We start from the raw sequence: 20,909 nt of genomic DNA, 5'->3' as shown, positions 1-20,909 counted from the left end.
TATATTTGGTAAAATCTTGGGGATTGTCCCCAAGATTTAGAAAAAAATTATTTAGCTTCAGAATTGTTTTCTTCAGTTTTTGCTTTTTTGCTTGGTTTGTTCTCGTTAACGATTGAATCAATAGTACCGTTAGGTAGAACTTGTACGATAAAACCACGTTTAGTAGTGATAATAACGCCTTTAGCAATTTCAACTAAAACTAAATCATCTTCAGGACGTAATTTTGTGATAGTACCTAATAAACCACCGTTTAATAAAACTTCACTACCAACTTCTAAAGATTCTAAAAGTTTTTTGTACTCAGCTTGACGTTTTTTATTTGGTCTCCATTGGAAGAAATAAATAAACGCAAACATAATTACGATTAGAACAATTAAAAAGATTGGACTTTGTTGCTGTTGCGCAGCGTCTAAAAATAAATTCATTTGTATGAACTCCGAGTTAAGTTATTTTTAAGTAAAGGTTTAGTTTACGCGGTCGTCTTTATCAACAAAAGCGTAACGATTATCTGAAAACTCACCTAGTGCAGGAACTTCTTGACCTAAATCAGCATAGAATTTTTGTACAAATTCATCAAATTTTCCTGCATCTAAAGCATCGCGCATGCGTTGCATTAGTCTTTGGTAGAAGCGTAAGTTGTGGAAAGTATTTAAGCGAGCACCTAAGATTTCACCACATTTATCTAGGTGATGTAGGTAAGCACGTGTGTAATTTTTACAAGTATAACAATCACAACCTTCTTCGATTGGACTAAAGTCTTCTTTGTATTTCGCGTTACGGATGCGTACGTTACCTGTGAAGGTAAATAAATGTCCGTTACGAGCATTACGGGTAGGCATTACACAGTCGAACATATCAACACCACGGCGTACACACTCAACTAAGTCTTCAGGTTTACCAACACCCATTAAGTATCTAGGTTTGTTATCTGGGATTAATGGAGTAATGAACTCTAGAGTTTTGTGCATTTCTTCTTTTGGTTCACCTACAGCTAAACCACCAATAGCATACCCATCAAAACCTATATCAGTTAAGCCTGCTAAGCTAGCTTTACGTAGATCGTTATAAACACCCCCTTGGATAATTCCAAAAAGAGCATTGGTATTACCTAACTCATTAAATCTATCGCGACAACGTTTAGCCCAACGTAAAGATAGGTTCATAGAGTTTAGGGTATAGTCATAAGTTGAAGGATATGGAGCACACTCATCAAAAATCATGACAATGTCAGAGTTTAGAGCATATTGAACATCCATTGAAATCTCTGGACTAAGGAAAACATTAGAACCATCTACTGGTGATCTAAAGTAAACACCTTCCTCTTTGATTTTACGGATATCGCCTAAACTGAATACTTGGAAGCCACCTGAATCAGTAAGGATAGGTTTATTCCACTGCATAAAATTATGTAAGCCACCAGCCTTACGCATAATTTCCATGCCTGGTCTTAACCAAAGGTGGAAAGTATTACCTAAGATAATCTCTGCGCCAATTTCTTTGACTTCTTCAGGAGTCATAGATTTTACAGTACCATAAGTACCCACTGGCATAAAAGCAGGAGTTTGGATAGTGTGTACACTTCCGTCAGCTCTAGTGATGGTAATTTCACCACGGCGAGCGTACCCTTCTTGCTTAAACTTTTTAAAAGATAACATATTTATTTATAAAAATTAGAAGTAGCAAAACTACTTTATTAAGGATATTAAAACTATGAAGTTATCTACCTATATTAACAGAAGTAAATTATACCATTTTTTAGGTAGTAACTAACAAAAAATATAAATAAATTAAAGGATTTAGAGTAGATATTCGATTTCTTCATTACCTAGGAGATTAGGTATAAATGATGAATCTCCGTAGCTATAAAAGCGATATTTTTGCGCAATCGCATGGTTATATGCTTTTAAGCAATAATCGAAACCAATAAATCCTGCAACCAGCATTATAAGAGTCGACTTAGGTAAGTGGAAGTTAGTGACAATGTGGTCAACTAAGTGTACTTTATGCCCTGGGTGGATAAAGATTTCCGTATTACCAGTGTAAGGTAACAGAGGGATATCAACTCCTAATTCTAGCTTTGTATTAATGTAGTGGTTGGTAAAGCTATAATCTTTTTCTTTTTCGCTTTGTTCTAAGTCTGCAATAAAATCTAAAGTTGCTTGATTACTAGAGTTAAATACCTCTTTGTGTTGCAGAGCTAGATTTAACAGCAGTGACCAGCTTTGTTCTAAGAATGTAGCATTACTTTCTTGGTTGAATGCTAACTGATCAAAACTTTTTTTACTTACACAAAAGTTTTGTAAAGCTTCTTGAGCTACTTTTTCTTCAGGAGTTAAGTTAACAACTTCTGTACTTTCATGTAAAAGTTCAATAAGTTTTTCTTGAGGAATTTTATCAAGCAAATCTCTAAGCGTAAGTAGTTTACGGTACAGTTTGCTAGGGTGATCATCTGCAAGTTGGTCAATATATTTATTGATACTATATTGCACCATAGTTTCTAAAGAGCGTACCGAGGTCGTTCCTATAGCAACGATTTTTTTACCAGCTTTTTTAGCTTGATTTAATTTATCCGCAACTTCTTGTCTAATTTCAATCCACTCTGCGTGCATTTGATGTTCTCGGATATTATCCACTTTTATAGGCATAAAAGTACCAGCACCTACATGCAGTGTAACTTCTAGAATTTCAACTCCTTTAGCTTGGAGTTTTTCTATTAAGTTATCGGTAAAGTGTAACCCAGCGGTAGGAGCAGCTACCGCTCCTGGTACTTTAGCATACACAGTTTGGTATCTTTCGGTATCAGAGTCTTGATCTTCACGTTCCATATATGGAGGAAGAGGCATATGACCAATTTGTTGAAGCACAGAAAGAATTGATTCTTTATTTAAGCCTTGTAATCTAAATAGACTACCAGATCTACCTGTACACATGACGATATAACCTTTATCGTCAAGAATTTGCTGGATTTTCTCTAGGTAGTTGTTTGCTTTTGCTAAATCTTGTAAATCTTGAGCAGTATTTAATTGTTGAGCAAGTTTTTCTAAAGAAACAAAATCTTGCTCATTTAAACTTGAAGCACCAATCTTATCCTCTCCAAGAACAAGAATTTGCCCAGGTTTTGGACTGCGGTTTGCTCTAACATGCGCTAGGAATTCAAACTCACTTACAATACGCTCTACCAGAACTTCAATTTTAGCTCCAGACGGTTTACGTCCATAGCAACGTGCAGGAATAACTCTGGTATTATTGCGAACTAAAACAGAATTTTCTGGAATTAGGTCAACAATATTAGTAAATTTTAAGTCATTGATAGATTGATTATCATCTCCTAAGATGTGGAGAAGACGAGAATCATCACGGTTTGGGGTAGGAAAACGAGCAATAAGTTCTTCTGGAAGATTAAAGTCGTAATCCTTTACTTCATACATCATTATTTATAACACTCAAAAAACACAGTTGAAGCCAACTGTGTTTATTAAAAAAAGTTAATATGAAAGTTGATTACTGATTATCTTGTTGCTCAAGTTTGAATTGAGCAAATTTAGCAAAATCATCAGCATATTCTTCTAAATCCTTTTTCGTTAAAGAGAATACACCATGACCACCATTTTCTAGATTTAACCAGTTAAATGGTACATTTGGCAGGTACTCTTCTAAGGCATAGCGACTATTACCAACTTCAACTACTAATACCCCACCTTGATTTAGGTGTTTTGCTGATTCATTTAGGATACGCGCAGTAATATCTAGACCGTCATCACCAGAGCCTAAAGAGATACTTGGCTCATGTCTAAATTCTTCAGGCATATTTGCTAAATCGTCTGAATCTACATATGGAGGATTTGAAACAATTAAATCGTAAGTAATCCCTTCTGGTAAAGCATTAAATAGATCTGATTCAATAAATGCCATACGATCTGATAGAAGGTGATCATTAGCTAATTCTAAGTTGATATTAGCTACATCAATCGCATCTGGAGAAATATCAATTCCATCCACTTGTGCGTCTGGGAAACGTTGTGCTAAAGCTAAAGCTAGAACCCCAGAACCTGTACATAAGTCAAGAATAGTACTTGGTGAAGCATGCATCACTTCTTTAAAACCATCTTGAATTAACTCGCCAATTGGTGAACGAGGAATAATTACACGTTCATCAACATAATATTCACGGTTTAAGAAACGTGAAGTATTAATTAAGTAAGCTAATGGAATACGCTTATGCACACGTGCGTAGAGTAGATCTAAAATTTTAGTTTTTTCAGCTTCTGTTAAACGAGCACTTAATAGGTAATCTTGATCAGTATTGTATGGTAACGAAACTACATGTAAAACTAAAGTACGTGCTTCGTCCCATGCGTTGTCATAACCGTGACCGAAGAAAACATCATTTTGATTTAAGTAAGAGTAAGTCCAACGAATAAAATCGTTAATAGTTTCTAAACTACAAATAGCATCTGTACGAAAATCAGTATGTTCTAAGCTATGATGTAATGCGTCTTGATCATCGCTGTAATGAGAATTCTTCATAAAAATAAAATAAATAAATGTCCTTTGCAATAAAGGAAAGTTAAAAGGAAATCTTTTTTATAATTATATAGGAAATCAAATAAGATTAAAAATTAATTTAATCTATTCTTTTCCTTATTTAAATAAGGTATTATAGACTTGTACCTTTAACAATTATATGAGGTTTTGATTAATTTATGAGCGAATCAATTTTTACAAAAATTATTAATCGTCAAATCCCTTCTAACATTGTTTATGAAGATGACCTTGTAATTGCTTTTAGTGATATTAATCCACAAGCAAAATACCACTTTTTAATTGTTCCTAAAAAGGAAATCCCTACAGTTAATGATGTTACAGAAGCAGATGAACCTGCATTAGGTAGACTGTTTACTGTAGCTCGTCATTTAGCTCGTGAATATGGCATTGATAAGTCAGGATACCGCTTAACAGTAAATACTAATAGCGATGCTGGACAAGAAGTTTTTCATATCCACATGCACTTAATTGGTGGAAATAAATTAGGTTCAATGGTTTAAGAACTTGAACTAAGCGAAAATCAAAAAACTAAAGCTACCTCTTTTTCTTGAGAGGTGGCTTTAGTTTTTTCTTTTTAACATTATCTTTATGCTATACTTTAAACTAGTTAATATTAATCATTCTTATTTAGATTTATCCACAATTCACAATGAAAGAGAATAATTCAGAAGGAATTGGATTAAAACTATTAGCTTTAAGTATGGTTATTTTTGGACATATAGCTGTAGTATATGCTCTGTTATCAAACAATAATCAGCCAATTAAATTGGTTTCTAATACTTATTTAGATCAGACTGCTGGTAAATTTCAGGCTACGGCAAAAGTAGAGTTTTTTGAGGTTGCTGAAATTCCTCAGGTACAAGAGGTGAAACAAGAGCCTATATCGGTAAAAACAGAAGAGGCTCCAGATGTTAATCCTGAACCAGAGAAAAAAGAACCAGAAAAAAAAGAACCTGAAAAGAAAGTAGAGGATAAGCCTAAAGTAGAGCAAAAAGCAAAACCTAAGGTAAAGCCACAAACTAAACCTAAAGCAAAATCTACAGAAAAGCAAAACCAGAAAAGTAATACAGAACAAAGTGCACAAGGTCGTGAAGCTAAAGGTAACGAGGGAGTAGGTAAAGATGTAGCTACTAGTGCTAATCACCTAGGAGGATACTTAAATAATCCTAAACCTAATTACCCTTTTCAATCTTTAGAAAGAGGCGAGCAAGGTACAGTGGTCTTAACTGTTGTGGTTGAGGCAAATGGTAAACCTTCAAGTGTGCAAATTAAAAAGTCTTCAGGTTACCCACGTCTAGATCGTGCTGCGCTAAATACAGTAAGAGACTACTATACCTTTATCCCAGCAACAAAAGGTGGAGTTCCTGTAAGATCGACTTATGATTTTGCGATAGAATTTTATTTGGATCAGCGTTAAAGCTAATATTAATTCATCACTCTAACAATTTAAATTATGTTTAACATTTTTTTATCAGCTGTAGCTAACCTAGTTGAAACGAATGCAACTACCAATGAAGGACAACAAGTAATTAGCGAAGAGGTTACGCAACTAGCAAGCACGACTCCAGCTACTACGGATTTAGGAGTAATGCACTTATTATTAAATGAAGGTGACGCCGTATTAAAGTTTACCTTCTTAATTCTTGTAATTATGAGTGTATATAGCTGGACAGTAATTATTTACCGTGCAATAAAATCTTATTTAGTAAGCACAAAAAGTAAAAAGCACTTAAAGATTCTATATTCTAAAAACTACCCTACATATGAAGCTGCATATCAGGCTATGGAGGGTAATTCATTTATAAAAACTTTAGTAGCTAGTGCCGTTGAGTCAAAAGAAGAGTTTGCCCGCGCTGAAGGAGTTATGTCAAATTCTTTAGACTATGCAGAGTACTTACAACGTAATATTCGTCATAGTTTAGAAAGATCTTCAAACTCTTTAGATGGTGGTTTATCAGCCTTAGCAACAATTGGAGCTACAGCACCATTTATTGGTTTATTTGGTACTGTGTGGGGTATTTACCGTGCTTTAATTTCAATTACAGCTACTGGTAACGCAAACATAGCAACTATTGCAGGACCAATTGGTGAAGTGCTAATTGCCACAGCTTTTGGTTTATTTGTTGCTATCCCTGCGGTTATGTGTTACAACATCTTTGTACGTAGAAATCGTCTCTTTAATCGTAAGTTAGACGGTTTTGCCCATGACCTATATAACTCTTTTATTACTAAACATAAAAAGTAAGGGGGAATAATGGCTTTTGGAAGTTTTAATTCCCAAGACGAAGAAATGTCAGAAATCAACATAACACCGTTAGTTGATGTTATGCTTGTTCTGCTAATTGTTTTTATGTTGGCTATGCCAGTATTTACCTCTTCTGTAAATATTAGCTTACCTAAATCATCACAACAAAAGATGATAGAAGCTCCTCAAATGGTTGCTTTAGTAGTTAATAAAGAGGGAGAATATTTTTATAAAGATCAAGTTTATACTAAAGAAAATCTGACAGAACTCCTAACCAAAGAGTTTCAAACTAATCCAGATCTTGTAGTTACAATCCGTGCAGATCAAGAAGTAAGCTATAAATATGTTATTAGCTTACTAGATTTAGTTAAGTCTGCAGGTATAAGTAAAATTGGTTTTGTTTCAGAACCAGAGAAATTAAATTAAGTTTTTAAATTAAAAATAGTCCGCTCAAATAAGCGGACTATTTTTTTTATTTAAGATTCAACAACTTTTTTCTTAGTTGTTTTAGCCTTTTTTGTAGTTTTCTTAGCTGTTGCTTTTTTAGCCGTTGTTGCGTTTTCAACTATTACCCAAGCACCATCAAGGTATTCCATACGGAACTTAGTGTACTTGTTGCTTTCTTTATCAATTGAACCTAAGAATTGAATTTTGTCCTTAGTAGAGTAACGGACAACAGTATCATTACCCTCTTGATCTTCTTCTGGAGCATCTGCAAGATATAGCAGATGTTCAGGTAAGCGATCACGGAATTGATTAAGAATTTTTACCGTAATTAGTTTTGTTTCACGACAACGAGGGAAGTTGTTTGCTCCTAAGAAAATACCTTTAGCTGATTCTCTTAGTACAAAGAAAGAAGTACCGTTTTCACATTTTAACTCTGGGAACTCGATTGCTTCTTTACGTGGAGGAGCTACTTCACCACTAGCTAGAATACGACGCGTGTTACCACAATTATCACAGCGTAGATAACGACCAAATGGTCCCATATGCAAGGTCATAATTGTTTCACATTTATCACAAGGAACTTTAGCTAAACTTGAACCTTTCATAAAGTTACCTTCTTCAACTTCAGTAAAATTACAATAAGGTACATTAGAGCAAATTTGCATTTTATGTTTAGCGTCAATAAAGTACTCTTCTAATTTTGAATTACATTTTGGACAATGTTGTAGTTCTTTATCAGCCACATATTCATCGCCTAACATGTCTTCAACTTTAACTAAGGTTAAAGAATGTTTACACTTATCTTCACCTTTAGCTTCATAACCTAAACAAGATAAGAAAGTTCCGCTCTTAGAGAACTGAATTGCCATTTTATGCTTATGACATGAAGGACATTCAAAATTAGTTTCAACTACTTCTTTATTAGGCATACCCCCCTCTTCAGGAGGTAATTCTGCCTTAATAAGTTTTAGTTTAAATTCTTTCCAGAAATCATCAAGTTCTTCAGTCCATAACTTATCACCTTTAGCGATTTCGTCTAAAGATTTTTCCATTTGGGCAGTGAAGTCATAATCCATGATTTCAGGGAAGCTAACTTCTAAGCTATCTGTAACAATTTCAGCAATTTTTTGCACCATAAAGCGCTTGTTTTCAAGAGTTACATAGCCTCTTTCTTGGATAGTTGAAATAATGCTAGCATAGGTAGATGGTCTACCAATTGAACGTTTTTCAAGCTCTTTAACCAGTGATGCTTCGGAGTAGCGGTTTGGAGGGCTTGTAAAGTTTTGTAAGCCTTCTATTTGAGTTAAAGATAACTCTTGCCCTTGAGTGAAGCCACTTGTTATATCAACTAATTTATCTGGTTCACGTCCAAATACTTTTTGGAAACCAGCAAATTTTAATAAACTTTCAGAGAATTTAAGTAAGTAGTTCTCTTTGTTATCAACTTCTAAGTTGATGGTTGTGCTTTGGAAAACAGCATTAGACATTAATGAAGAAAGGAACTGTTGCTTAATTAAATTATAAAGTTTGTAGCCTCTTGAGTTCGCCGGTAAAATCGCGTTTAAATTAGTTGGACGAATAGCTTCATGGGCTTCTTGCGAATTATCATTTCCTGAAGTGTAACTACGTTCTCCATCCCAATAATCGTCACCATAATTAGCTAAGATATAATCTTTTGCCATATTACGAGCGTCTTGTGAAATGTTTACCGAGTCAGTACGCATATAAGTAATATAACCAGATTCATATAGGAACTGGGCAATACTCATAGTTGTACGCACATCGTAACCTAATACAGTTGAAGCTCGTTGTTGTAAAGTAGAGGTAGTAAAAGGTGCTTTTGGTGCAGTTACCGTATCTTTTACTTCAATAGATTTAATAATTCCTTTACCTGATTTTATATTAGCAATATGTTCTTTTATTAATTCTTCATTGCCAATAAAGTAAGGATTTTTATCTAAAGGTGTAGTTAAGCGTGTGTTATTAATTGAGTGTAAGTTGAACAGGAAATCACCTGACTTGGCTTCAACTTGCCAGTATTCAGTAGGCACAAATGCACGAATTTCACGCTCTCTTTCTACCGTTAAGCGTGTTGCTACTGATTGTACACGTCCAGCAGATAACCCACGACCAGCTTTTTTAAATAAAAGTGGAGAAATTAAGAAACCAACAATTCTATCTAAGTAACGTCTAGTTTGTTGCGCATGTACACGATCCATATTAAGTTCAATAGGATTAGCAAATGCTTTTTGAATTGCTGACTTAGTAATTTCATTAAAGATTACGCGTTTATAAGTTTTACCTGGTCCAAGAACTTCTTGTAGGTGCCATGCAATAGCTTCTCCCTCGCGATCCAAATCGGTTGCTAGGTAGATAACATCACAATTTTTTGCAACATGCTTAAGTTCTTTTACAACTTTAAGCTTGTCTGCCATAATTTGGAAATCACCTTCCCAAGTAGTTGGGTTAATACCCATTTTTAAAACAGCGTTTTGTAGTTTCTGATCTTGAGTTTGCTTAACGCCTTTTTTTGCAGGAGGCGCAAAAGAAGAGTTAGTAGGAAGGTCTCTAATATGTCCTACTGAGGATAGAACTATATAGTCCTCTGATAGATACTTTTTGATTGTAGCGGTTTTATTTGGGGACTCAACAATCACTAAAGATTTTGCCATGTAAGCCTCTGTTGTTAGTTAGAGATCTTGAAAATTTGCAACATTTTAGGAATTAAAAATAATTTTTTCAACTCTAAATATAGCACACTAAAATGAAGAAGTTAAACTTTTTAGTAGTTTGGAGCAAGAGAATGAGGGAGTTTATGATAAACTAGAGTACTAGCTCGATTAAAATGATATAATGAGCAACGTAAAATATTTTATAACGCTGGCTTGAAAAAGGTAAAGAATTTATGTCGGTTGAACGCCCTTCAAATTTTATCTATAACATTATAGAAGAAGATTTATCTTCAGGTAAGTATCAAACAACTTACACGCGTTTTCCTCCTGAACCAAATGGTTATTTACACATTGGGCATGTAAAATCAATCTGTTTAAACTTTGGTATTAAAGAAGACTTTAATGGTAAATGTAATTTACGTTTTGATGATACTAACCCAGTAAAAGAAAAAGTAGACTTTGTACAGTCAATTGAAAAAGATGTACGTTGGTTAGGTTTTGAGTGGGATGGTGAAGTACGTTACGCATCTGATTACTTTGACGCACTATACGGTTATGCAATTGAGTTAATCAAAAAAGGATTAGCTTACGTAGACGAGTTAAGTCCAGAAGAAATTAGAGAGTACCGTGGTGATTTAACTTCTCCAGGTAAAAACTCACCATATCGTGATCGCTCGGTAGAAGAAAATTTAGCTTTATTTGAAAAAATGCGCAATGGTGAATTTGCAGAAGGTAAAGCAAGTCTACGTGCCAAAATTGATATGGCTTCTCCATTTATGGTAATGCGTGACCCTGTGCTATACCGTATTAAATTCGCAAGTCACCACCAAACAGGTGATAAATGGTGCATTTACCCAATGTACGATTTTACTCACTGTATTTCTGATGCGATTGAGGGGATTACTCACTCAATTTGTACTTTAGAATTCCAAGATAACCGTCGTCTTTACGATTGGGTATTAGAGAATATTACTATCGACGCAACTCCTCATCAATATGAATTTGCACGTTTAAATTTAGAGTATGTTCTAACTTCAAAACGTAAGTTAACGCAATTAGTTGATGAAGGCTTAGTAAATGGTTGGGACGACCCTCGTATGCCAACAGTAGCAGGTTTAAGACGTAGAGGTTATACACCAGCTGCATTACGTGAGTTCTGCCGTCGTATCGGGGTATCAAAACAAGATAACTTAGTAGAGTATCAAGCATTAGAAGCTTGTATTCGTGATGATCTAAATGAAAAAGCTCCTCGCGCTATGGCTGTATTAAATCCTATTAAAGTAGTTATCACTAACTATGAAGGTACAGAGGATTTAACAATTTCAAATCACCCACAAAATGAGAGTTTTGGTAATCGTGTAGTTGAATTTGGACCAGAGCTTTACATTGAGCGTGAAGATTTTGCAATTACAACAGAAGACAAAGGTTTTAAACGCCTATTACATAAAGGTGAAGTACGTTTACGTGGTTCATATGTAATCAAGGCAGAGGAATATGAAACTGATGCTTCTGGTAATGTAACAACGGTATACGCTACTTACGATAAAGATACTTTAGGTAAAAAACCAGAAGGTCGTAAGGTGAAAGGTGTTATTCACTGGGTAAATGCAAAAACTGCAAAACCTGCTGAATTCCGTCACTATGATCACTTATTTACAAGCAAAACTCCTGGATCTTTTGATATTCATGAAATTTTAAATCCAAATAGCTTAGTTACATTTAATGGCTTTATTGAGCCTTCTTTAGAACAAGCTAAAGTTGGAGATTCTTATCAATTTGAACGTAATGGTTATTACTGTAAAGATGAAGACTCAACAGCTGATAAAGCAGTATTCAACTTAACAGTAGAGCTTAAAGCTAGAATTTAAGAGATCTCCGAAGTGATAAAAGTAAAGGGGATGGTACAACCATCCCTTTTATTTTAATTTTACTTTACTTTATTTTAGAGGAAGTATGGTTCGTAAAGATTACGAAACTTTTGTAAGAAAAGACCTAAAACGTTTAATTGACAACGTTAAAGAAGAGGTAGAGAAAGGAAATACCAATCCTTTAGTAACTCAACCGCAGGGGTCGTACAGAATTACCCCACAGTTGTTTCGTACTAATCACATGTCTTACCTTTCAAGTAAGTCAAATATTTTTGATAAGAATATTGAAGAACTAAAGGTTGAGACTGATGAAGATGGTATTCAGGTTAAGGATATAAATGATAGCGAAGTTATCACTGAAGCTTATGTACGCTTACATGCGAACTATTTAGCTCCTACTGCACATTCTCCTCATCCAGAACTGTTAAAGTTCTTAGAAAAACACTTTGCCCTAAGTAGTAAACTAATTACTGAACAATTAGAAACTCACAAGAATGAGTTATTAGTTCAAAACACAGTATTACCTGCACTTTTTAAAAATATTGCTAACTTGCAAGAAGAGGTTAGAGCTTTAGAAGAAAAAATTCATGGTTATGTTCCAGAAGATGAATTTGCTCTTTACAATAAGCTTCCTTTGGCTGGTAAGTTAATTGCCAAAGATAATTTAACAGCTTTTGCTGTACATGAAGAGTTACTTAGTAAAGTAAAAGAATCTTATCGTGCTCAAGTGATTTCTAGTTTAAAAGATTTAGCTTTAGTACAAACTAACTATCGTGATGTTTTATTAAATGATAATTTCTCATCAGGCTTTAAAACTCCATTCTCTTACTTTTATACTAACTTTCATAAAAAAGGTCTTATTAAAAGATATCTCCATGATCATGGGGTAGTACAGCATCCATTAGATAAGTCTGCTTTCTTATTTAGTAATCTTTTACAAACAGATGAGATAGCAAATGTCAATGCTAATGCTATTAAAGAGGTAAAAGATCTCTATAATAATTTAGTAGTTGAACAAGAAAATGATTTCATCGTTCGATATGATCAGCCAACATTATTCCAGCTAGGGATTAGCACTTTAAGTTCATCTTTTGCTTGGCATCCAACCTATCCACTAAGTGACTGGAACCAAATTGCACCACTATTAGAGGTGTTTAACCTTTGGTTAACTGAAGCTTCTGTGCGTAGCATGACTGCAAAAAGTTTAACTATGTTAAAACTGCAGTATAACTATTTTCTAGCAAATGTTTATGCTGTGCTCGATGCTAATTATAATGAAGCTTATAATTATATAACTAATTATAATCAGCAAAATATTGGTGATTTATTATTTGGACGTGAACTAGCTTATCAAATTGGAGTGCCTAATCCAGGTGATAACTCAACATTGTTATCAACTTTTATTCAAATGCCTGGAATAGATGTTTCGCGTTTTAACATTTTCTTGAAAGCTAACTTAAATTTTGATTTTGGTTATTCTTTTGAAGAGGGGAAATATCTAACAGATATTTTTACGTTACAAAATTCAGCAATTGTTCAACGAGAAATTAAAGATTTAGCTAGACAACCAAGTAATTACAGTGCAAGTCATTACCAACTGTCAACAGATTTTGCTTTTGTTTATAAAAATAATCGTGCTGGATTAATTAGTAACTTATACGATTATAATTATCGTGCTTCAGGCTTTGATTATCCTTCATTAAAAGAGATTGATATAGAAGATACTGCTAAAGAGCATTCACAAGCTTATACTAATTTATACGTATATAAACGTTTAGGTTTCAATCCTTTTGGTGCAATTAATTGGTTTAATAAAAACCCATTAGAACTAAATAATATTTCGCCAGAAGAACTCTTATCTCTATATACATCTCAAGCAGCAGGCTTCCGTGAATATACTCATAAGCGTAATGCAGATATCTTTAAAACCTATGGTTTTGAGACAACTAAATTCTTTAAAGAAATTGGTAATATCAAGCCGAAAGTAGAAAACTTTTTTGCAAAAGATCGTAAAAATAATTTCTATACTTTAACTGTGTCAGATATGCTCGTAGGTCTAGCTAATAAAAATGATACTTTATTTAAGATTGAGTCAGATTTAGAGTTAGAGGGGCTGCCGAATAAAGGGGTAAGTGAGATATTTTTCAATCGTGCTTTAGCTTCAAGACCTAAAAGTCTTGATACTTTAAAAGTAAAACTAAAGCAAAATAGTAATGAAATCTATCAAGCACAAAGTCCAGAGTACTTTAATTTTAAATTAAGAGAAAATGCAATTCTTAGTAGCAGATTTTTAGCTAGTCAAGCTGGTAACTTTTTACCAACGAGCTTAGCCCAGGCTACAGGCTTACCTTACGATAAGTTCTACGAGAGTTTACGTAAAATTGTTAAACGTGCTATTTTAGTGCGTCAAAACTTTACTAGATTACCTCGCGCATTAAGCTATAAATTTAATGAAGAGTTACTAGATTTTAGTAAAAATCATTTAAACTCTAAAGAAAAGCTTGGTTCATTAAATATTGCACTCAATGCAAAAGGTCATGCTTTAGAGCGTTGGTTAGTAAATAGTGAAGATCGTTTAAGTGTAAACTTTGACAAGCTTCATCATCTACAAATGCGAGTTGAATTCTTTAACGCAAGTCCTCGTAAAGTTGAAGCAAATAACTATTATTTAGTTAAAGATAACTTTAGCGATAGATTTAGTATTATTTACTTACAGGAAGCGCAAGAAGAAGTTAGATTAAGTAATACTGAACAAGTGGCAATCAACTATTTAGCACATAGTACGTTCGATTTAAATCACGCTTATGATGAAGATAGTTATACAGCAGTAGATTTAGAAAATAAATACTCTCAAGTTGTTGGCTATAATGAAATTTTAGCTGGTAAGTTTGGTTTACAATTTTTAGAGTTAACTCCAGAACATCAGGATAAGGTACTAAATTTATTTAGTTTTGTTCCTGGTTTATATGAAACTCTAGTTAAGTATGGAGATAATTCAGCTGAAGTTATCCCAAGTAAATTTAGCTATGGCTTGGATTTAAATTGGTACGTTGAGCCTATGAGTTATAGTTTTACGCAAGATTTAAACTCAAGTATTGTTAAACCTATTGCTGGACTTGGTTATTGCTTACGTAAAAATCATGCAACAGGGCAGTATGAGCTTGCTTCACCAGTTCATCATAACGACAGACTGGTTGGTGATTGTGAAATCACTTGGGATCTATTCGATCCCGCAGTTAGTAGTAAACTAGCGGATGTTGAGTACAGTGAAAATCAATATCTCATAGGTTTTAAAGATCTAGCTGATTTCTTTGCAAGTTACCAAGTAATTGGCTCAATTAAACAAATTGCAGTTATCCCAGCTTCAATTGAAGAGATGATTCTCGATACTAAGAGCGACGATAACTTACTTTTTGAACGCTATGATTTAACTCGCATGGGAAGACATGCTCTGAAATCACATTTAGCAAGTAAAGGTTTAATTAGCCATTATTATGAAAAAGAGCAATTTAACCTGCGCAATTTAGTTTTATTAGCTGATAAAGTAAAATTAGAGCCTGATAATTTTAGTTCGTTAAATGAGCAGAAAGCAATTGCTCCTCTATATAGCAAAATTAAATTACTTGATATAGAAAAGGCTAGTACGCAAACTAATGAAGAACTCTTTCAAAGCCTTACACATACTAGAGATGAAAGTGGTCTAAGTGATTTTGTCATAGATCCAGAGCAAATGGCAGATCTTGCAAGGTTAATAGGACCAGATCTTCTTCTAAGTAGTGAGGACGGCGAAGATGATTTTATTTTCTACGACAGTGATCCTTACTTTTATGATAACGACGAGGATTAAAAAGTCTAGGAAACGAGGAAATTAGAATTCAGATTTAAAGCTGAATTCTAATTTCTCTTACTTAAAGAAGCTAGTTTTTTCTTGGAGGTTCTATGATGAAGGTAGCTACCTTCAAAAAACACAGTGATAAAAAATCAAAGAATTATATTCAAAAGCCTCATAGTATGCTAAATGATGTAATCCATGATTACTTAACGAAATTTACTGATCAGGATTTACAAAAAATAGCTGAGGTAACTGATCTTAAAGCTGCAACTTCAGGTAATCTTGCTTTGAGAACTAAAGAATATAGTTCTACAGGTTTTGCAACAGACCTTAATAAACTTGCTTGTCTTGTAACTACTCCAAGTACTGCGTTTACGGCAAAAAATCTTTTAGAAATTTTAAAAGAAACAAGTAAAGAAGATTTAGCTAAGTATAAAGCTATCATTGCAGGGCAATATACTTATTCATTGCAAAATGATTTTCTTTATACTGAACTTTTTCCCGTACAGTCTTATGAATTAATGCCTGCCAATTTAGGCTTGGATCAAGAAGCAGAAGATAAAAACGTCTTACGCTATAACTTAGTTACTTATAGCGACAAACTTCATTATCTAGAAGATAAGATAGAAGAGTTTAATCAAGTTTTACAAACTTCACTTTTAGGTGGTTTGGATGAGGTTCATAAAGCAAATGCTTTTGCTTCTGAGTTAGCTATAGGTAAAGGACAAAGTGGTAGCTCTTTAGTTGTTTATAACTTTACTGATGAGCAAATAGAAAAGGATTGGGAACAAAGATTGTACTCTGGGACTACCGAGCGCACTTTTACCGAAGACTATAATTTGTCACTTGAAGTCGAAGATTATGAAGAAGATTTTTTCAATCTTTGGCAAAATAAAAATACCTATAGTAAAATTCAGGTTGCTTTACCACGTATTCCTGTACCAGTTGTAACTAAAATCTATAATTTCTATGAAATTTTAAATCACCATCTTGCTAAAGAAAAACTATACCCAAGGGAAAGATATGCCCAAGCATTTAGGGAACATGTAGGAATGATTAGTGTAAATAATCTTCTTGAGCAAAAAGAAAATTCGAAATATAGTTTTGTCGCAACTGAAGCGGTAAGAGCAACTGACTATATGCAGTTGTTTATTTTAAATAAGTAACGTTTGTTAATCGTTGTTTAGAGGGTTAATTACTTTGTAATTAACCTGCTAAAAGCGATTAGTAATTTAAGGAAAGAGGATAATGACAATAATTCGTAATCCAGATTTATTAAATCACGAATATACTTTTAATGAAAATTTAAAAGATCGCCCAACTTTGGTGTTAATTCACGGTTTAATGGGGGATTTACAAAATTTAGGCATGATTGGTCGTCACTTTGCAGATCGTTTTAATATTTTACGTGTTGATCTGGTAAATCATGGTCATAGTTTTTACCGCAACCAGATGGAATACAGTGAAATGGCTGCTGATGTCCTAAAAGTAGTAAGTCACTATGGCATTAAGGAGATTATTCCTGTAGGGCATTCTATGGGTGGTAAAGTTTCTATGCGAATTTCTTTTGACTATCCTGATTATTGCCGCGGTTTAGTAGTTTTGGATATGGCGCCAGTAATTTATGGTAAGCGTGGACACGATGATATTTTCTATGCAATCAACCAAGTAATTGCTAATAATTGTACAGAAAGAGAAGAGTGTCGTGATATCCTAAAAGCAAATCTAGATAATCCTGGAGTAATTAACTTTTTATTAAAAAGTTTTACAAATGAAGAGCCTCATAAGTTCTTATTCAATGCGCTTATTTTAGAAAGAGAATACGATCACATTGGAATCTGGCAAGAGAGTGTTTATGCTGGACCGAGTGCTTTTATTTACGGTGGAGATTCTCCATATGTTGACCAAGAGCGTCAATTAGCAATTCCTCGTCAATTCCCACGTTCAAAACTCTACTGTGTTGAAGGTGCTACTCACTGGTTACATGCTGAGCAACCTCGTACAGTATTTAAATATATGGAAGTGTTTTTTGAGGATAATGGTCTTCTACCAGTTGATAGTAATCTAGAAATAAATTAAATTATTAGCACAAGTAGGTTTTATGACCAGAAGTATTGTTATTTTTGCTGATCATCGTTTAAGTCAATACCTTGAAGTTCTTCTCAAAAGTATTTTCTTAGCGACCAATGGTAGAGAAGAAACAACTATCTACCTAATAAATTACGATTATCCGTCAGATCTACTTTTACATTATGTTAAGCAATGTCAAAAGCATTTAAAAAATTGCCAAATTAAAGTGCGTTCTTTAAGTGCTGAACAAAAAGAAGTATTGGATAATTTAACTTTTGCGAGTAATTTATTCTACAAATCCATGTATGGTAAGTTGCTGATTGCAGATCTTCTCCCTAATGAAGATCAAGTACTATTTTTAGATACTGAAACTATTGTTCTACAAGATCTACATGAGTTACTTAACTATCCAATGGCAGATGATGTAAGTATTTATGCGTGTCATGATCACTTATTAGAAAGATCTTTAAGATTTGAGCTAAAAGATAGTTATTTAAATAGTTTTAAATATTTGTATAAACGTGGTTTAGCTAAATATCCTGAAGAAATTGAGGTGTTTAGTTCGCAAGTAATGTTGTTAAATTTAAAGAGACTTCGTGAGCAACAAATTAGCAAGCACTACCTGCAGTATTTAACTAGTGATTTTGTTAAAGCTTTACCTCATGTAAATCTATATCTAAATTTAACTCATAGACTAGATTGGCAACCTTTACCTGACAAATTTAATTATCAGGTAGATTATATTAATGAAGAGCTAATCGCTTTAAATAAACTAGAAATTGAGGTTGTAAAATACGCTGATTTAGATCCTAAACCATCTTATAATTTACCAGTTGTTATTAGCTTTACAGGAATTAATAAACCGTTAAATTCCAATGCTAAATTACCATTTAGACGTTTATTTATGGAGCTCTACAACGAAAGCATTAGCGAGATTTTACTTAATCGTAATGTTTTTGATGTTAATTCTTTAATTAAGTCTTACAATTATTTACACTTACTTAAATTAAACGATCAAGGTAATTACATTAGATAGTTTAGCTATGGAGAAATTAAACTTTATTGTGCTATAATTAGTAAAATTAATTTCTCCTTAATAATAAATAGTTTAGAATCAGGTGTTTATTTGTAGAGATACAACTAGATCCGTTTTATTGGAAAAATATCATGTCAATAACAGAAAAAGTTTTAAAATTAATTAAAGCAACTAAAGAAAAAAAATCTTTAGACGCTAAAAAAGCAAAAGAAAAACAACAAAAAAAAGAACAAGCTCGTAAGAACTTACATCGTCGTTCAATCTTAGCGCGTTCAGCAGAAATTTACGAAGCAGAGCAAGTTGGTGAAGCTTACCTTGAAGGCTTAAGTAAAGCAAAAGCTGAAGTAGCAGATATCTCAAGTACGGGTAAAATTAAGTTAAAAACTATTAAACAACAATCTAAAGGGGTAAGACCTGAAAGATTACATAAAGTAATAGCTCGTACAGGTATTTGTTCAAATCGCAAAGCTGAACAACTTATTAGAGAAGGGCGAGTTTCTGTTAATGGCGAAAGAGCTTTAGTTGGTCAACAAATTGACTTAAATGACTCTTCAATTAAAGTACGTGTTGATGGAGAAATTATTAAACACCGCGCGTCTTTAAGAGAGCCTTGTCAAGTACTGATCTATCATAAAGCTGAAGGTGAAATTTCTTCACGTAAAGATCCAGAAGGTCGTAAAACTGTATTTGATCGTTTACCACGTTTATCAGTTGGTCGTTGGGTACAAGTTGGTCGTCTAGATGCTAATACTTCAGGCTTATTATTATTTACCAATGATGGTGAATTAGCACATCGTTTAATGCACCCATCTTATAACATTGAACGTAAATACTTATGTCGTGTTTATGGTGAAGTAACTGATCAGATGATCAAAAAAATCACTGACGGTATTGAATTAGAAGATGGCATTGCTAAATTTGATGAAGTTCGTCCTATTTCAGGTTTAGAAGCTGATGAAGGAAATAATAATCAACGTAAAAAAGCAAATGCTTGGTTTGAAGTTTCTTTAAGTGAAGGGCGTAAGCACGAAGTACGTCGTATTTGGGAAAGTCAAGCCGTGATTGTTTCTCGTTTAATTCGTGTTGAGTACGCAGGAATCCGTTTAAATCGTCAATTAAGTATTCCGCAATCTGGATACTTAGAAGCAGACCTAGACGAAATTAATATGTTAAGAGGTTTAGTAGGTCTAGCACCTGAAACTGAAGGATTTAGACCATCTGATTTTGCAGGACAAACTAAATCTGAAGCTAAACGTCAGAAAGCTAAGCATTTACGTACAATTAAACGTGCTATTTTCAAAGATAGTAAGTATCGTGGCAAACAAGCTCGAGTACAAGATGAAAAGAACAAAGAGCAACACGAAAAACGTAAACAGTTAGCTGAGAAAATTTCACAAAAGAATAAAAAGAAATTTTCGAACAAAAATGACAATGACTTTGTAGAGAAATTCTATAACTAGAGAAATATGGCACTATCTATCTATCCAGAAGCAATAGCTCGAGAATTAGAGCCCTTTTATAATTTAAAACCTATTTTTGTCGACACCACTAGCCAAGAAGATAAAGATCTATTCTTTATGGAACTATGCTTAGAGTTAACAAAAATAGCAGAAAATTATGGAGAAATCCCTATAGCAGCTATGGTAGTGCTAGATGATAGAATTGTAGGCATAGGTTTAAACAATTCAATAATTTTACAAGACGCAACAGCACACGCTGAAGTGTTAGCTATTAGGGAAGCGGGGAGAAGGGTAGAAAATTATCGTCTGGTTGGTTCGACTATTTATACTACTCTTGAGCCTTGTCCAATGTGTGCAGGAGCAATTTTACATGCTCGTTGTGCACGCATAGTTTTTGGAGCACAAGATTTTAAAACGGGTGCTATAGGTGGTAGATTTAACCTGTACTCGGACTTTACAATGAATCATATCCCTGAGGTTACTTCTGGAGTACGCGGAGCAAAAGTCAGCGAAGAATTACTAAAATATTTTCGTCGCAAACGAGAGCTTAAAAAAGAGCAAAAAAGATTGCTTAAAGTAGCTACTCAGATGTATGAGGAAAGTTAAAGTAAGGTGTCTAGTGCAAAAATAACTATAGGCTAATTGCTTTCTTAGTAAATTGTCGTAGAAGTTATTTCTCTCACATAAGAAAATACCCCCCGTTTTGTATAGTTTTATCCGTAATTCCGTATAAT

The 20,909-nt window shown here is 33.8% G+C and carries 16 protein-coding genes; 11 read left to right on the top strand and 5 right to left on the bottom strand.

Annotated elements, in window-relative coordinates; genetic code table 11:
* Positions 1-47: 47 nt before the first annotated feature.
* From yajC to prmB, 4 genes are all read right to left on the bottom strand, one after another.
* Positions 48-425 carry a preprotein translocase subunit YajC gene (gene yajC, locus CKF54_RS00270; protein WP_119524196.1) on the bottom strand — a complete coding sequence of 126 codons (378 nt, stop codon included), beginning with the start codon at positions 423-425 and terminating at the stop codon, positions 48-50.
* 39 nt (positions 426-464) lie between these two features.
* The gene (gene tgt, locus CKF54_RS00265) at positions 465-1,655 is read right to left on the bottom strand and encodes a tRNA guanosine(34) transglycosylase Tgt (protein ID WP_119524194.1); all 1,191 of its coding nucleotides are present in this window, start codon (positions 1,653-1,655) and stop codon (positions 465-467) included.
* A 141-nt stretch (positions 1,656-1,796) separates the two neighbouring features.
* On the bottom strand, positions 1,797-3,431 hold the full coding sequence (locus CKF54_RS08310; protein ID WP_119524192.1) for an S-adenosylmethionine:tRNA ribosyltransferase-isomerase: 1,635 nt from the start codon (positions 3,429-3,431) through the stop codon (positions 1,797-1,799).
* 70 nt (positions 3,432-3,501) lie between these two features.
* Positions 3,502-4,527, bottom strand: a complete 1,026-nt coding sequence (prmB, locus tag CKF54_RS00255) for a 50S ribosomal protein L3 N(5)-glutamine methyltransferase (RefSeq protein ID WP_119524190.1) — start codon at positions 4,525-4,527, stop codon at positions 3,502-3,504.
* Positions 4,528-4,703: 176 nt separating this feature from the next.
* Here prmB and CKF54_RS00250 point away from each other — a divergent pair, with 176 nt between their 5' ends.
* The 4 genes from CKF54_RS00250 to CKF54_RS00235 all read left to right on the top strand — a co-directional run bounded on the left by CKF54_RS00250 (position 4,704) and on the right by CKF54_RS00235 (position 7,216).
* Positions 4,704-5,045, top strand: coding sequence for a histidine triad nucleotide-binding protein (locus CKF54_RS00250; protein ID WP_119524188.1), 342 nt, complete (start codon positions 4,704-4,706; stop codon positions 5,043-5,045).
* Between the two features lie 149 nt (positions 5,046-5,194).
* Positions 5,195-5,962 (top strand): energy transducer TonB, encoded by a 768-nt coding sequence (locus CKF54_RS00245; protein WP_119524186.1) that lies wholly within the window; start codon positions 5,195-5,197, stop codon positions 5,960-5,962.
* 36 nt (positions 5,963-5,998) lie between these two features.
* Entirely contained in the window at positions 5,999-6,790 is a 792-nt protein-coding gene (locus CKF54_RS00240) for a MotA/TolQ/ExbB proton channel family protein (protein WP_119524185.1), read from the top strand.
* Between the two features lie 9 nt (positions 6,791-6,799).
* Positions 6,800-7,216 carry an ExbD/TolR family protein gene (locus tag CKF54_RS00235; RefSeq protein ID WP_119524184.1) on the top strand — a complete coding sequence of 139 codons (417 nt, stop codon included), beginning with the start codon at positions 6,800-6,802 and terminating at the stop codon, positions 7,214-7,216.
* Positions 7,217-7,266: 50 nt separating this feature from the next.
* Here the strand turns inward: CKF54_RS00235 and topA are convergent, their stop codons facing one another.
* On the bottom strand, positions 7,267-9,909 hold the full coding sequence (topA, locus tag CKF54_RS00230) for a type I DNA topoisomerase (RefSeq protein WP_119524183.1): 2,643 nt from the start codon (positions 9,907-9,909) through the stop codon (positions 7,267-7,269).
* Between the two features lie 233 nt (positions 9,910-10,142).
* On the opposite strand from topA, the gene glnS reads away from it, so the two are divergent.
* The 7 genes from glnS to tadA all read left to right on the top strand — a co-directional run bounded on the left by glnS (position 10,143) and on the right by tadA (position 20,781).
* Positions 10,143-11,777 carry a glutamine--tRNA ligase gene (glnS, locus tag CKF54_RS00225; RefSeq protein WP_119524182.1) on the top strand — a complete coding sequence of 545 codons (1,635 nt, stop codon included), beginning with the start codon at positions 10,143-10,145 and terminating at the stop codon, positions 11,775-11,777.
* Between the two features lie 85 nt (positions 11,778-11,862).
* Positions 11,863-15,624: a hypothetical protein gene (locus CKF54_RS00220; RefSeq protein WP_119524181.1), complete on the top strand. Its 3,762-nt coding sequence runs from the start codon at positions 11,863-11,865 to the stop codon at positions 15,622-15,624.
* Positions 15,625-15,788: 164 nt separating this feature from the next.
* The gene (locus CKF54_RS00215; protein ID WP_222987451.1) at positions 15,789-16,775 is read left to right on the top strand and encodes a hypothetical protein; all 987 of its coding nucleotides are present in this window, start codon (positions 15,789-15,791) and stop codon (positions 16,773-16,775) included.
* An 82-nt stretch (positions 16,776-16,857) separates the two neighbouring features.
* Positions 16,858-17,688: an alpha/beta fold hydrolase gene (locus CKF54_RS00210; protein ID WP_119524179.1), complete on the top strand. Its 831-nt coding sequence runs from the start codon at positions 16,858-16,860 to the stop codon at positions 17,686-17,688.
* A gap of 22 nt (positions 17,689-17,710) precedes the next feature.
* Positions 17,711-18,715, top strand: coding sequence for a glycosyltransferase family 8 protein (locus tag CKF54_RS00205; RefSeq protein WP_119524178.1), 1,005 nt, complete (start codon positions 17,711-17,713; stop codon positions 18,713-18,715).
* A 131-nt stretch (positions 18,716-18,846) separates the two neighbouring features.
* The gene (locus CKF54_RS00200; protein WP_119524177.1) at positions 18,847-20,175 is read left to right on the top strand and encodes a pseudouridine synthase; all 1,329 of its coding nucleotides are present in this window, start codon (positions 18,847-18,849) and stop codon (positions 20,173-20,175) included.
* Positions 20,176-20,181: 6 nt separating this feature from the next.
* Positions 20,182-20,781: a tRNA adenosine(34) deaminase TadA gene (gene tadA, locus CKF54_RS00195; RefSeq protein WP_222987450.1), complete on the top strand. Its 600-nt coding sequence runs from the start codon at positions 20,182-20,184 to the stop codon at positions 20,779-20,781.
* Positions 20,782-20,909 lie beyond the last annotated feature (128 nt).

It is taken from the genome of Psittacicella hinzii (assembly GCF_003585885.1).
Lineage (GTDB): Bacteria > Pseudomonadota > Gammaproteobacteria > Enterobacterales > Psittacicellaceae > Psittacicella.
This window is presented reverse-complemented; position numbering and strand designations above follow the sequence as displayed.